The 13,991-nt window shown below is 75.3% G+C and carries 13 protein-coding genes; 10 read left to right on the top strand and 3 right to left on the bottom strand.

Going from position 1 to position 13,991, the window contains the following annotated elements:
• Positions 1–57 precede the first annotated feature (57 nt).
• The 10 genes from ftsW to ACI798_RS07255 all read left to right on the top strand — a co-directional run bounded on the left by ftsW (position 58) and on the right by ACI798_RS07255 (position 10,132).
• The gene (gene ftsW / locus ACI798_RS07300) at positions 58–1,554 is read left to right on the top strand and encodes a putative lipid II flippase FtsW (RefSeq protein ID WP_457047581.1); all 1,497 of its coding nucleotides are present in this window, start codon (positions 58–60) and stop codon (positions 1,552–1,554) included.
• Positions 1,551–2,651: an undecaprenyldiphospho-muramoylpentapeptide beta-N-acetylglucosaminyltransferase gene (murG, locus tag ACI798_RS07295; RefSeq protein ID WP_457047580.1), complete on the top strand. Its 1,101-nt coding sequence runs from the start codon at positions 1,551–1,553 to the stop codon at positions 2,649–2,651. The genes ftsW and murG overlap by 4 nt, the downstream gene beginning before the upstream one ends.
• Positions 2,641–4,086 (top strand): UDP-N-acetylmuramate--L-alanine ligase, encoded by a 1,446-nt coding sequence (murC, locus tag ACI798_RS07290; protein ID WP_456940529.1) that lies wholly within the window; start codon positions 2,641–2,643, stop codon positions 4,084–4,086. The genes murG and murC overlap by 11 nt, the downstream gene beginning before the upstream one ends.
• Positions 4,083–4,874 (top strand): cell division protein FtsQ/DivIB, encoded by a 792-nt coding sequence (locus ACI798_RS07285; protein ID WP_456940530.1) that lies wholly within the window; start codon positions 4,083–4,085, stop codon positions 4,872–4,874. The genes murC and ACI798_RS07285 overlap by 4 nt, the downstream gene beginning before the upstream one ends.
• Before the next feature lie 357 nt (positions 4,875–5,231).
• Positions 5,232–6,512 carry a cell division protein FtsZ gene (gene ftsZ, locus ACI798_RS07280; RefSeq protein ID WP_456940531.1) on the top strand — a complete coding sequence of 427 codons (1,281 nt, stop codon included), beginning with the start codon at positions 5,232–5,234 and terminating at the stop codon, positions 6,510–6,512.
• 89 nt (positions 6,513–6,601) lie between these two features.
• Entirely contained in the window at positions 6,602–7,303 is a 702-nt protein-coding gene (pgeF, locus tag ACI798_RS07275; RefSeq protein WP_456940532.1) for a peptidoglycan editing factor PgeF, read from the top strand.
• A 29-nt stretch (positions 7,304–7,332) separates the two neighbouring features.
• Positions 7,333–8,082 (top strand): YggS family pyridoxal phosphate-dependent enzyme, encoded by a 750-nt coding sequence (locus ACI798_RS07270; protein WP_456940533.1) that lies wholly within the window; start codon positions 7,333–7,335, stop codon positions 8,080–8,082.
• A complete protein-coding gene (locus ACI798_RS07265; RefSeq protein WP_456940534.1) occupies positions 8,082–8,978 on the top strand; it encodes a cell division protein SepF in 897 nt (298 codons plus the stop codon). The genes ACI798_RS07270 and ACI798_RS07265 overlap by 1 nt, the downstream gene beginning before the upstream one ends.
• 71 nt (positions 8,979–9,049) lie before the next feature.
• Positions 9,050–9,346 (top strand): YggT family protein, encoded by a 297-nt coding sequence (locus ACI798_RS07260; RefSeq protein WP_073422422.1) that lies wholly within the window; start codon positions 9,050–9,052, stop codon positions 9,344–9,346.
• 69 nt (positions 9,347–9,415) lie between these two features.
• Positions 9,416–10,132 carry a DivIVA domain-containing protein gene (locus ACI798_RS07255; RefSeq protein WP_457047579.1) on the top strand — a complete coding sequence of 239 codons (717 nt, stop codon included), beginning with the start codon at positions 9,416–9,418 and terminating at the stop codon, positions 10,130–10,132.
• A gap of 197 nt (positions 10,133–10,329) precedes the next feature.
• Here the strand turns inward: ACI798_RS07255 and ACI798_RS07250 are convergent, their stop codons facing one another.
• The 3 genes from ACI798_RS07250 to ACI798_RS07240 all read right to left on the bottom strand — a co-directional run bounded on the left by ACI798_RS07250 (position 10,330) and on the right by ACI798_RS07240 (position 13,731).
• Complete coding sequence (locus tag ACI798_RS07250) at positions 10,330–11,253, bottom strand: carbohydrate ABC transporter permease (protein WP_457047578.1); 924 nt, start codon at positions 11,251–11,253, stop codon at positions 10,330–10,332.
• Positions 11,250–12,239, bottom strand: coding sequence for a carbohydrate ABC transporter permease (locus ACI798_RS07245; RefSeq protein ID WP_457047577.1), 990 nt, complete (start codon positions 12,237–12,239; stop codon positions 11,250–11,252). The genes ACI798_RS07250 and ACI798_RS07245 overlap by 4 nt, the downstream gene beginning before the upstream one ends.
• A gap of 121 nt (positions 12,240–12,360) precedes the next feature.
• The gene (locus ACI798_RS07240; protein WP_456940538.1) at positions 12,361–13,731 is read right to left on the bottom strand and encodes an ABC transporter substrate-binding protein; all 1,371 of its coding nucleotides are present in this window, start codon (positions 13,729–13,731) and stop codon (positions 12,361–12,363) included.
• Positions 13,732–13,991 lie beyond the last annotated feature (260 nt).

The following is a 13,991-nucleotide window of genomic DNA, read 5'->3' as shown; positions in this document are numbered from 1 at the left end:
ACGCGACACGCCCCGTCGGTGCTCCTGCTGCGCGGGCGCAGCGGCGACGATGGCGGGATGGACGGCCGGAGCGAGTCCACGCGCCCCCGCCGCACGGCCCGCCGGGCACCCGCGGCCGCGGCTCGCCCGCGGCTGCGCGGGCCGGCCTGGCTCGACGGGCCGATGACCAGCTGCCACCTGGTGATCGGCGCGGCCGGGCTGCTGCTGGCCATCGGGCTGGTCATGGTCTTCTCCGCCTCGGCGATCGAGGCGGCGCTGGCCGACCAGCCGGCCTGGCGTCCGGGCGTGGACCAGCTGCTGTTCGCCGCGCTCGGCCTGGTCGCCCTCGGCGTCGCGGTGCGGCTGCCCGCCGGGCTGGTGCGGCGCTGGTCGCCGATCGCGCTGCTGGTCGTCGTCGTCCTGCTGGTGGCGGTGCTGGTCCCGGGCATCGGCGTGGAGTACAACGGCTCGCGGGCCTGGATCAGCCTCGGGTTCACCGACTTCCAGCCCTCCGAGCTGTCCAAGCTCGTCGTCTCCCTGTGGGGGGCGCACGTGCTCGCCGTCCACGGGCGGCACCTGACGGTCAAGACGCTGCTGCTCCCGCTGCTGCCGGTGTTCGTCCTGCTGTCCCTGCTCCTCATGCTCGAGCCGGACTTCGGGGCCGTGATCAGCCTGCTGCTCGTGGTCTCGGGCCTGCTCTACGCCGGCGGCCTGCCCTGGCGGCTGTGGGCGGTCGGCGGCGCGACCGTGGTCACCGGCGTGGTGCTCATGGTCATGGCCGAGCCGTACCGGATGGAGCGGATCACCGCCTTCCTCCACCCCTTCGACGACCCCACCGACACCGGCTTCCAGGCCATCCGCGGCTTCTACGCGCTGGCCAACGGCGGCCTGTGGGGCGTGGGCCTGGGCAACAGCGCCATGAAGTGGAACCTGCTGCCCGAGGCCGAGTCGGACTACATCTTCGCGATCATCGGCGAGGAGCTCGGCTTCCTCGGCTGCCTGGTCGTGATCACCCTCTACGCGGTGCTGGCCTACGCCGGCTTCCGCATCGCCCGCCGCGCCACCGACCGCTTCGTGTCGCTGGCCAGCGTGGCGATCACCGTCTGGCTGGTCGGCCAGGCGGCCCTGAACATGGGCTACGTGGTGGGCCTGCTCCCGGTCACCGGGGTCACCCTGCCGCTGGTCTCCGCCGGTGGCACCTCGCTGGTGCTCACCCTCTTCATCGTGGGACTCCTCATCCGCTTCGCCCGATCCGAGCCCGACGCCATCGAGCACCTGCGCCGCACCCCGCGCGGCCGCCTGGCCCGCTGGCTCCTGCCCGTCCCCGCCCACGCCGTCGACCCGGTCCGGCCGCCCCGGTCCCGCCCCGGGCGCGCGCCCCGCCCCGTGCCCCGCCGTCCGGTGGAGGCCCACCCGGTGCGCCGGCCCACCGACGGGCGGCCCGCCGAGGGCCGCCCGGCCGAGCGCCGGGTGCCGCCCCCGGCGGCCCGCCGTCCCGACCGGGACCGCGCGCCGGCCCGGCCCGCCGACCGCGGCCCCGTGCGTCCGGCCGACCGCCCGGGGCGGTCCCGGTGAGCGCGCTGTCGGTCGTCCTCGCCGGCGGCGGCACCGGCGGCCACATCGAGCCGATGCTGGCGCTCGCCGACGCCCTGCGGCGGCGGGACCCCGGCCTGCGGATCACCTGCCTGGGGACCGCCCGCGGCATGGAGACCCGGCTGGTGCCCGCGCGCGGCTACGACCTGCGGCTGATCCCGCCGGTCCCGCTCCCGCGCAAGCCCACGCTGGACCTGCTGCGCGTGCCCGGCCGGGTGCGCCGCTCGGTCCGGGACACCCGCGCGCTGCTCGACGAGCTCGCCGCCGACGTCGTCGTCGGGTTCGGCGGGTACGTCGCACTGCCGGCCTACCTGGCCGCGCGGCGGGGCGGCGTCCCGGTGGTCGTGCACGAGCAGAACGCGCTGCCCGGGCTGGCCAACCGGATCGGCGCGCGGATCGCCGCCCGCGTGGCGGTGACCGTGCCCGGCACGCCGCTGCACCGCGGCGAGCACGTCGGCATGCCGCTGCGGACGGCGATCAGCGGCCTGGACCGCGCCGCCCGCCGCGCCGAGGCGCGCGCCGCCTTCGGCCTGGACGCCGACCGGCCCACGCTGCTGGTGTTCGGCGGCTCGCAGGGCGCGGCCTCGCTCAACCGGGCGGCGGTCGCCGCGGCCGACGCGCTCACCGCCGCCGGGGTGCAGGTGCTGCACGCCCGCGGCCCCAAGAACACCGACGTCGCGGTGCCGCCGCGGCCGGCGGGTGCCGCGCCGTACGTCGTCGTGGACTACCTCGAGCGGATGGACCTGGCCTACGCCGCCGCCGACCTGGCGCTGTGCCGCTCGGGCGCGGTGACCGTGGCCGAGCTGTCCGCGGTCGGGCTGCCCGCGGCGTTCGTGCCGCTGCCCATCGGCAACGGCGAGCAGCGGCGCAACGCGCTGCCGGTGGTCGAGGCCGGCGGCGGGCTCCTGGTCGACGACGCCGACCTCTCGCCCGCCTGGATCGAGGCGACCCTGCTGCCCCTGCTCACCGACCCCGCCGCGCTGTCCGGGTACGCCGCGCACGCCGCCGCGGCCGGGGTGCCCGACGCCGACGAGCGGCTGGCCGACATCGTCCTGGAGGTGGCGACCGGTGACCGCTGACGCGACCGCCGCGTGGACCGCGCCGGTGCCCTCCCCGGGGGAGCTCGGCGCGGTGCACTTCATCGGCATCGGCGGCGCCGGCATGAGCGGCATCGCCCGCATCCTGCTGGCCCGCGGGGTGCCGGTCTCCGGCAGCGACCGGCGCGACACCCCCACCCTGATGGCGCTGCGGGCCCTCGGCGCCCGGGTGGAGGTCGGGCACGACGCGGCCCACCTCGGTGCCGCCGACAGCGTCGTCGTCTCCTCGGCGATCCGGGAGGACAACCCGGAGCTGGCCGCGGCGCGGGCGCGGGGGCTGCCCGTGCTGCCGCGCGCGGTGGCGCTCGCCGCGGTGATGGCGGGGCGGCGCAGCGTCGCCGTCGCCGGCACCCACGGCAAGACCTCGACCACCTCGATGCTCACCGTCGCGGTGCAGGCCTGCGGCGTCGACGCGTCGTTCGCCATCGGCGGCACGCTCAACGAGTCGGGCAGCAACGCGCACGCGGGGGAGGGCGACGTCTTCGTCGCCGAGGCCGACGAGAGCGACCGCTCGTTCCTGCTGCTGGCCCCGCACGGCGCGATCGTCACCAACGTCGAGGCCGACCACCTGGACAACTACGGCGACCTCGCCGCCGTCGAGGCGGCCTTCGACCGGTTCCTCGGCACCGTGGACCCCGCCGGGTTCGTCGTCCTCTGCGCCGACGACCCCGGCTCCGCCCGGCTGCGCGGCGTCCCGACGCCGGCCCGGGTGCGCACCTACGGCACCGCCGAGGACGCCGACCTGCGGATCGTCGACCTCGACGTCGGTCCCGACGCCACGAGCTGGACCGCCGTCCTCGACGGCGCGGTGCTCGGCCGGGTCCGGATCCGGGTGCCCGGCGCGCACATGGCCCGCAACAGCGCCGCCGCGCTGCTGGCCGGCCTCGAGCTCGGCCTGCCCGCCGACGGGCTGGTCACCGGGCTCGAGCGCTTCGGCGGGGTGCACCGCCGGTTCGAGCTCAAGGGCGTGGCCGCGGGCGTCCGGGTCTACGACGACTACGCCCACCACCCGACCGAGGTGACCGCCCAGCTGCACGCCGCCCGCGCGGTGGCGGGGGAGGGGCGGGTCGTCGTCGCGTTCCAGCCGCACCTGTACAGCCGCACCCGCGAGTTCGCAGGCGCCTTCGGCGAGGCCCTGGGCCTGGCCGACGAGGTGGTGGTGATGGACGTCTACGGCGCCCGGGAGGACCCGGTGCCCGGCGTCACCGGGGCGCTCGTCGCCGACGCCGTGCCGCTGCCGCCGGACCGGGTCGCCTTCGAGCCGTCCTGGTCGGCGGCCGCCCCGGCGCTGGCCGGCCGCGCCCGCCCCGGAGACGTGGTCATCACCATGGGCGCCGGCAACGTCTCGATGCTCGGCCCCGAGGTGCTCACCGCCCTCGGCGGCGGGGCCGCCGGCGCGGAGGGTGCGGCGCGGTGAGCCGCACCGGCCTGACGACCGCCGACCGGGAACGCGGTGTCCCGGCCGAGGTCGCCCGGCCGGCCCGCCGCCGGCGCCGGCGCCGGGACAGCCCGGCCGACCGGCGCCGGCGCCGCATCGTGGGAGCCGCGGTCGCCGTCGTGCTCGTCGCCGCGGCGGGGTGGGCGGTGTGGGCGAGCCCGCTGCTGGCCGTCCGGGCCGTCCGCGTCGACGGCGCCACGACGCTCACCGCCGAGCAGGTGCGCACCGCCGCCGCCGTCGCGGAGGGCACGCCGCTGCTGCGGGTCGACACCGACGCCGCCGCCGCGCGGGTGGCCCGCCTGCCGCAGGTGGCCGACGTCACGGTCACCCGCGGCTGGCCGCGCAGCGTCGTCGTCACCGTGGTCGAGCGGCGGCCGGTCGCCGTCGTCGAGCAGGCCGGCACGCGCTCGCTGGTCGACCGCGACGGCGTGTTGTTCGACACCGTCACCGGCGAGGTCCCCGACGGCGTCGTCCCGCTCGACGTGTCCGCGCCCGGACCGGACGACGCGGCCACCCGCGCCGCGCTCGGCGCGCTCGTGTCGCTGCCGGCCGACGTCCGCGGGCGGGTCACCGGCGCGCGGGCGACCACCGGCGAGGACGTGACCCTCACCCTCGGCGACGGCACCACCGTCGTCTGGGGCGGTGCCGACGGCGCGGGCGACAAGGCCGCGGCGCTGGTCGCGCTGCTGGACCAGGTCGCGTCCGGCGCGCTGGAGCCGGCGACGACGATCGACGTCAGCTCACCGCGCGCCGTCGTCCTGCGCTGACCTCCTCGCGCAGCGTGTCCGTCCGGGTGCGGACCGCCGCCGGCGCGGCGCGCCGCCGACACGCCCACCCCGGCGACACGCCCGACACGCTGCACGGATCCGATTCGTCCCCGCCTTCCCGTGATCTCGGGTCTCGACCCGGGGATGAGGGCTGAGGCAGGCGGGTCGTCACCGACCGTGGTGCAGTTGTGACACCGGGGTCGCCAGGTGACGGTGGGGTGTCGACGTGGCGACACGCCGGGCCGGGGAGGGTGCTTGTAGGGCCCGACGCGGCCCACCTAACTTCGTCCGCGTCGACCCAGTTGACATAACACTAAGTCTGTACTTGAGGATGAGGGTCGAGGTCGGGAGCCCCACATGACACCTCCGCACAACTACCTCGCGGTCATCAAGGTCGTCGGCATCGGCGGCGGCGGTGTGAACGCGGTCAACCGGATGATCGAGGTCGGTCTGAAGGGGGTGGAGTTCATCGCCATCAACACCGACGCCCAGGCGCTGCTGATGAGCGACGCCGACGTCAAGCTCGACGTCGGCCGCGAGCTCACCCGCGGCCTCGGCGCCGGCGCGCAGCCCGACGTCGGCCGCCAGGCCGCCGAGGACCACCGCGAGGAGATCGAGGAGGTGCTCAAGGGCGCCGACATGGTCTTCGTGACCGCCGGCGAGGGCGGCGGCACCGGCACCGGCGGCGCCCCCGTCGTGGCCTCGATCGCCCGCAAGCTCGGCGCGCTCACCATCGGCGTGGTCACCCGGCCGTTCTCCTTCGAGGGCAAGCGCCGCGCGGTCCAGGCCGAGTCCGGGATCGAGGAGCTGCGCAACGAGTGCGACACGCTCATCGTCATCCCCAACGACCGGCTGCTGCAGCTCGGCGACCGCAACGTCAGCGTGATGGACGCCTTCCGCACCGCCGACCAGGTGCTGCTCTCCGGTGTCCAGGGCATCACCGACCTGATCACCACCCCCGGCCTGATCAACCTCGACTTCGCCGACGTCAAGTCCGTCATGTCCGGCGCCGGCTCGGCCCTCATGGGCATCGGCAGCGCCCGCGGTGACAACCGCGCGCTGCTGGCCGCCGAGCAGGCGATCGCCAGCCCGCTCCTGGAGGCCTCGATGGAGGGCGCCCACGGCGTCCTGCTGTCGATCTCCGGCGGCTCGGACCTCGGCCTGTTCGAGATCAACGAGGCCGCCTCGCTGGTGTCGGACGCCGCGCACGCCGACGCCAACATCATCTTCGGTGCGGTCATCGACGACGCCCTGGGCGACGAGGTCCGCGTGACCGTCATCGCCGCGGGCTTCGACGGCGGCCGGCCCTCCGCCCGCAAGGACGCGGCCGTCGCGGCCGCTCCCGCGTCGGCCCCGGCGGCCCCGCCCGCGCCGAGCCGCTTCGGCGGCAGCCCGCCGCCGGTGGCCCCGGCCGCGCCGCGCGCGACGGGGGAGCGCCTGGTCCCGCCGGCGCCCGTGGCCGCCCCGGCGCCGGTCAGCCCGGCGCCGGTCCGCCCGGCCCCGCCGGCCGGCGGCGGGATCACCGTCCCGCCGCTGCCGCCGGTGCAGAACGGCGCGGCGGCCGCCGCGGGCCGCCGGCCGCTGGGCAACGAGGACTTCGAGGAGGAGCTCGACATCCCGGAGTTCCTCCGCCAGTGACGGAGGGCTCCGACTCCTCGGCCCCCTCGCCGGGGCCCGCCGCGAGCACGCGGGCGGTGGGGGGCGAGGGGGTCCTGCGTCCGCCGGCGGTGCGCCCCCGACGGGTGGTCACCGACCGGCGGGGCGGCCGCTCGCGTGCGCCCTACGACTCCTTCAACCTCGGCGGCCACGTCGGCGACGACCCGGCCGACGTCGCCGCCAACCGGGAGCGGCTCGCCCGCGAGCTCGGCGTGCCCGGCGACCGGCTGGTGTGGATGGACCAGGTCCACGGCACCGGCGTCGCGGTCGTCGACGGCCCGGCCGGGCGGCCGCTGCCGGCGACCGACGCCCTGGTGACCCGCACCCCCGGCCTGGTGCTGTGCGTGCTGGTCGCCGACTGCGTGCCGGTGCTGCTGGCCGACCCGGTCGCCGGCGTGGTCGCCGCCGTCCACGCCGGCCGGGAGGGGGTCCGGCAGGGCGTCGTCCCGGCCACCCTGGCGGCCATGGCCCGGCTGGGCAGCCGCCCGGCCGACACCACCGCGCTGCTCGGTCCGGCCGTCTGCGGCGCCTGCTACGAGGTCCCCCGGGAGATGCAGGCCCAGGTGGCCCGGGTGGCGCCCGCGGCCACCGTCCGCACCCGGACGGGCACGCCCGGGCTCGACCTGCGCGCCGGGCTCGCCGAGCTGCTCGGCCGCGCGGGCCTGGCCCAGGTGGTGCACGACCCGCGCTGCACCGTCGAGGACCGGCGGCTGTTCAGCCACCGCCGCGACGGCGTCACCGGCCGCCAGGCCGGCGTCACGTGGCTCGGCTAGCGGCCACGCCCGCGCGGGAGGATCACTCCATGACCTCCCCGGCCGACCGCCTGCGCGCCGTCCGCGAGCGCATCGCCGCCGCCGCCCGCGCCGCCGGGCGCGACCCCGGCTCGGTGGCGCTGGTGGCCATCAGCAAGACGCGGACGGCCGGCGACGTCCGCGAGCTCGCCGCGCTCGGCCAGGCGGCGTTCGGCGAGAACCGCGCGCAGGAGCTCACGGCCAAGGTGGCGGACCTCGCCGACCTGCCGCTGGAGTGGCACTTCGTCGGCCAGCTGCAGCGCAACAAGGCCGCTGCCGTCGTCCGCACCGGCGCCGTCGTCCACTCCGTCGACCGGCTGCCGCTGGCCCGGGCGCTGGCCCGGGCGGGGGAGGAGGCCGGCCGGCCGGTCGAGGTCTTCGTGCAGGTGGACCTCGGCGGCGCGGCGGGGGAGATCGCCGAGCGCGGCGGTGCGGCACCGGACGACGTCCCGGCCCTCGCCGACGCCGTCGCGACCCTGCCCGGACTGCGGCTGCGCGGCCTCATGGCCGTCGCCCCGCGGGACGAGGAGCCCCGCCCCGCCTTCGCCCGGCTGGCCGCCCTCGCCGGCCGCGTGCGGGCCGACCACCCCGGCGCCGCGGAGCTGTCCGCCGGCATGAGCGGCGACCTCGAGGAGGCCGTCGCGGCCGGCGCCACGCTCGTGCGTGTCGGAACCGCGCTGTTCGGCCCCCGGCCCCTACATTCGCCCCGAGTCACACCAGTCACAGGGGTCCCACCGGGGTCCCCGGAGGAGGTCGTCTGATGGCCGGTGCCATGCGGAAGATGGGCATCTACCTCGGACTCGTCGAGGACGACGACGCCCGCGCCTACGGACGCTACGACGCCCGCCAGTCCGACCCCCACGACCGGTACGACGAGGGCCGCTACGACGAGGGGCGCTACGACGACGGGCGGTACGACGAGGGGCGCTACGACGACGCCCGCTACGACTCCGGGCGGCTGGACGCCGGGCGGCTCGACGCCGGCCGGTACGACTCGGGCCGCTACGACGAGCGCCGCTACGACCGGTTCGACGACTCCTACGCCGGCGACCGCGCCGACGAGGGCCGCCGTCCCGCCGGTGACCGGCTCGACGGCGACCGCTTCGACGACCGCCACGCCGGCGACCGTGCCGACGAGGACCGCCCCGGCCCCCGTGTCGCCGCCGCGGCGCCCGCGTCCGAGCCCGCCCCCCTCCGCCGCGCGGGCGCGACCCGCCTCGGCCTCGCCCAGCAGCCGCCGTCGGCCCCCGCCGCGACCCCGGCCGCCGCGTCGGGCCCGGCCCGGCTGGGCTCGGTGAGCGGCGGGGCCGGGAGCGCGGCCGCCGGCCTGGCCGCCCGCGAGCCGGTCGCCGCGCCGGAGCCGGCGCCCGCGCCGCAGCCCTACCGGATCACCGCGCTGCACCCGAAGACCTACAACGAGGCCCGCGCCATCGGCGAGGCGTTCCGCGAGGGCAGCCCGGTCATCATGAACCTGACCGAGCTCGACCACGCCGACGCGCGGCGACTGGTGGACTTCGCGGCGGGACTCGTGTTCGGTCTGCGCGGTAGCATCGAGCCCGTCACGGCCAAGGTGTTCCTGCTCAGCCCGCGGGACGTCGACGTGACGGCCGAGGACAAGGCCAGGATCCGCGAGGGCGGGTCCTTCCCCGAGTCCTGAGCCGTCGCGGCCGGGGCGCTGGAGGGCAGGTTGGAGACGGCACCGCAGGTGCCCCGGGACGAGCGAGGACAGTGGCTCTCTTCTGGCAGATCGTGTCGTCGATCCTGCTCGTCTTCCTGATCCTGCTGTTCGCGCGTTTCGTCGTGGACTGGGTGATGGTGCTGGCGCGCAGCTGGCGCCCGTCCGGCTTCGTCGCCGCGGGCCTGGAGGTCGTGTACGCGACCACCGACCCGCCGCTCAAGGCGATCCGGAAGGTGATCCCGCCGCTGAACCTGGGGTCCATCCGCCTGGACCTCGCGTTCATGGTCTTATTGATCGCCGTCTACATCCTGCGGAGCATCACGTCCGGTCTCGCCCTCACCGCGTGACCGACGTGCGCGCGCACCGCGCGTGACCCCGCAGACCCCGTATCCGCCGTCCGACCCGAGGTGAGCCCCTTGCCACTCACGCCAGCCGACGTGCACAACGTCGTCTTCAAGAAGCCGCCGATCGGTAAGCGTGGCTACGACGAGGACGAGGTCGACGCGTTCCTCGACGTGGTGGAGGCCGAGCTCGCCCGCCTCATCGAGGAGAACAACGAGCTGCGCGCGGGCTCGGGCACCGGCCGGGTCGCCGCCCAGCCGGTCGCCCCGGAGCCGGCCCCGGCTCCCGCCCCCGTCCCGCCGCCGGCGGCGCGCGAGGACGACACCACCCGCGCGTCCCGGATGCTGGCGCTGGCGTCGGAGACCGCCGACCGCTACGTCAACGAGGCCAAGGCCCAGGCCGACCAGATGGTCAACGGCGCCAAGACCCAGAGCGACCGGCTGGTCGCCGAGGCCCGCGCCAAGAGCGAGCAGATGGTCAACGAGGCGCGGCAGCGCGCCGAGTCGATGGTCAACGACGCCCGCACCCGCGCCGACACGATGGAGCGCGAGGCGCGCGCCAAGGCCGCCGCCCTCGACCAGGACGCCGAGCGCCGGCACCGCGAGGTCATGGGCCCTCTCGAGGAGAAGCGGCAGAACCTCGAGCGCAAGATCGAGGAGCTGCGGACCTTCGAGCGCGAGTACCGCACCCGCTTCCGCTCCTACCTCGAGTCGCACCTGCGCGACCTCGACGCCCGCGGCTCCGCCGAGCCGTCGTCGGCCAGCCGGCAGACGCAGCACGCGACCGCCTAGCAGCGGCTCCCGCACAGGGCCCCCGGACCACCGGTCCGGGGGCCCTGTCGCGTCGTGGGGGCCGTCACCGGGGGGACCGGCCGGGGAGGCCACAGACCCGGCAGACGCACAGGCCCGGCAGACGCACGGGGCCCCCGGACGTCGTGTCCGGGGGCCCCGTGGCGCACCCTCGCCCCCGCGTCCGCGGGGGCCCGGCGTCAGCCCTTGACGCTGCCCGCCAGCAGGCCCCGCACGAAGTAGCGCTGCAGGCCCAGGAACACCGCCAGCGGCAGCACGATGGAGACGAACGCCCCCGCCGCGAGCAGGTACCAGTCCGAGCCGCGCGTGCCGGCCAGCTCGGCCACCCGCACGGTCAGCGGCACGACGTCGGGCGCGCCGCCGGCGAAGGTCAGAGCGACCAGCAGGTCGTTCCACACCCACAGGAACTGGAACACGGCGAACGCCGCGATGGCCGGGGTGAGCAGCGGCAGCAGCACCTGGAAGAAGATCTTCACGTGGCCGGCGCCGTCCATCCGGGCGGCCTCGACCAGCGAGGCGGGGATCTCCTTCATGAAGTTGTGCAGCAGGAAGACCGCCAGCGGCAGCGCGAAGATCGAGTGCGACAGCCAGATGGTCCAGAAGGAGCCGGCCAGCCCGGTGTCGACGTAGAGGCTCAGCAGCGGGATCAGCGTCACCTGGATCGGCACGACCTGCAGGGCGAAGACGGCGACGAACAGGACGTTGCGCCCCCGGAACGGGATCCACGCGAACGCGTACGCCGCCAGCAGCGCCAGCGAGATCGGGATGACGACCGCCGGCAGCGTGATCACCAGCGAGTTGACGAACAGCGAGGCGAAGTTCGTCCCGCCGCCGTAGAGGACCTCGTTGTAGTTGTCGACGGTGAACTGCGGGTCGGTGAACACCGACCACCAGCCCGAGCGGCGGATGTCGAGCTCCGGCCGGAAGGAGGTGATGAGCAGGCCGAGGGTCGGCACCGTCCACAGCACGGCGATGACCAGCGCGATGACCGACGCCGCGGGGGAGCTGAGCTTGGTCCGGGCGGTGACCGCGCGGCGCTCGGCCCGGGTGAGCCGGCTCTCGTCGGGCGGGACGGGCGCCATCACCGGGGTCGTCGTGGTCATCGGATCTCCTCGGCGAGACGCAGCTGGCGGACGTTGTACGCGATGATCGGGATGACCAGCACGAACAGCAGGACGGCGAGGGCCGCGCCGAGACCGACGTTGAACTGGCGGAAGGCCTGCGTGTAGAACTCGTTGGCCACGACGCTGGTGCCGAACTGGCCACCGGTCATCGTCCGCACCACGTCGAAGACCTTGAGCGTCACGATCGCGACCGTCGTCAGCACCACGACCAGGGCCGGCCGGATGCTGGGCACGGTGACGTAGCGGAACAGCTGGAAGCCACCGACGCCGTCGAGGCGGGCGGCCTCGACGATGTCGTCGGGGATGGCCTTGATGGCCGCCGACAGCACCGTCATGGCGAAGCCGGCCTGGATCCAGATCATCACGACGATCAGGTAGAAGGTGTTCGACGGCGCGTCGAGCAGGAACTGCTGCGGCTCGAACCCGAGCAGCACCAGCAGCTGGTTGAGCAGGCCGATCTGGTTCACGCCGGGCTGGTCGGGGCGGTACTCGTAGACGAACTTCCAGATGACGCCGGCGCCGACCATCGAGATGGCCATCGGCAGGAACACCAGCGCCTTGGCCAGGCCCTCGAAGCGCGTGCGGTCGACCAGGTAGGCGTAGACCAGGCCGAGGCCGGTGGTCACCAGGGGGACGAGGACGACCCACAGGAGGGTGTTGAGCAGGACGGTCTGGAAGTTGTCCTCGGTGAAGACCGTGACGTAGTTGTCCAGGCCGACGAACTCCGAGCCGTCCCGGCTGTAGAACGACCCGCGGATGGTGTCGAGGGCGGGGTAGACCAGGCCCACCGCGAGCAGCAGGAGCGTCGGTCCGACGAAGCCGGCCGCGACGACCCAGTTCGGGATCCGCCGGGGCCGGTCGACGGCGAACAGGACGGCCGCCATCACGGCGGCGAACAGGAGGATGGCGACCACCATCAGGGCGAGCTTGTGCCCCGTGGTGCTCGCGTCGAGGAACCACTGCACGACTGACGACCTCTCTCCGGCAACGGAAGGCCGGGGGGACCCCAGCGTCGGCTGCGGTCCCCCCGGTCTCCAGGGATGGTGCGGCGGTCCCGTCAGCCGGCGGCTGCCGGGACCACGGTGATCAGGCCGTCGGCCAGGCGTTCTCGACGTCGGTGAGGACCTGCTGGGTCGGCTTGTCGGTCGCGATCCAGTTGGTCAGCTCGGTCCACAGCGCACCGGCGCCGATCTCACCGGGCATCAGGTCCGACCCGTCGAAGCGGAAGACGGCGTCCGGGTTCTGGAACTGCTCGGCGGCCAGCTGGTCGATGGGGGAGACCAGGTTCTCGACGTCGAGGCCGGTGTTGGCGCTGACCCAGCCGGGCCCGGAGACCTGGGCCTTGACGTTGGCCCAGTCCGCCGAGGACAGGTAGGTCTGGAACGCCTGGGTCGCCGGGTCGTCGTTGAAGGCCGCGGTGAACTCGCCACCGCCGAGCACGGGGGCGGCACCCTCGCCCTCGATGGGCGGCAGCGGGAAGGCGAAGACGTCGCCGTCCTCGGCGACCTCGGTGCCCTCGGGCCAGTTGGCCTGGTAGAAGGACGCCTGGCGGTGCATCCAGCAGCTGCCGTCGAGGATGGGCAGGCCCGCGTCACCGAACTCGGTGGAGGCGATGGACTGCACCTCGCCGAGGCCGCCGTTCACGTAGTCGGCGTTCTTCAGGATCCCGCCGACGGTGTCGAGCGCCTGGACGATCTGCGGGTCGTCGAAGGGGATCTCGTGCGCGACCCACTGGTCGTAGACGTCGGGACCCGCGGTGCGCAGGACGACGTCCTCCAGCCAGTCGGTGGCCGGCCAGCCGGTGGCGTCACCGGAGCCGATACCGGCGCACCACGGCTTGGCGCCGGAGGCGGCGATCTCGTCGGAGAGGGCGACCATCTCGTCCCAGGTGGTCGGGACCTCGTAGCCGGCGTCCTCGAACGCCGACGGCGAGTACCAGACGAAGGACTTGGCGTTGGCGCCCAGCGGAGCCGCGTAGAAGGTGCCGTCGACGGTGCCGTAGGCCTTCCAGCTCTCGTCCCAGTACTCGTCGACGTTGGCCTCGACCTGCTCGGGGGCCGGGACGACGGCGCCGGTGCCGGCGAGCGTCGCCAGCAGGCCCGGCTGCGGGATGAAGGCGATGTCGGGGGCGTTGCCGCTCTGGACGCGGACGACGAGCTGGGCCTCGAACTCGCGCGAGCCCTCGTACTGCACGTCGATGCCCGTGCACTCCTCGAACGGCACGTAGGAGTCGATCTGGGGCTGGTCCTCGGGGTCGACGATCGAGGTGTAGACGCTGACCGTCTCGCCCTCGAGGTCGCCGAACTCCTCGTACGGGGCGCAGTCGATGGTCAGGTCGGAGGCCTCGGCGGTCCCGCCGCCGCCCCCGCTGGTCTCGCTGGCGCCGCAGCCGGCGAGCACCAGTGCCACGCCCAGGCCGCCGGCCAGCGCGCCCTTGCGCCGGCCTGTCGCGCGCATCGTCATGTACGTCCCTCCGGTTCCCCGCGGTCGTCGACCGCGGCGTGTGGTCACGTGCGAACGGGCCGGTCAGGTGCCGGCCCGTCTGGTACGCCGGGGGACCATAACCTCGCGGCCGACGCCGTCCCGTCACGGTGCCGAAACCGTTATGCAACGCCTGCCCCGTCCGGGGGAGTGACGGGTCCGCAGGTCACGGGCGGGTCACGGCCGGCGGCCCGGACGGGTGCCGCCCGGGCGCGGCGCTGGTCCTCGCGAACGCT

The organism is Geodermatophilus sp. SYSU D01045, assembly GCF_054050295.1.
The sequence above is the reverse complement of the archived record's forward strand: the minus strand, read 5'-3'. Positions and strand labels throughout refer to the sequence as shown.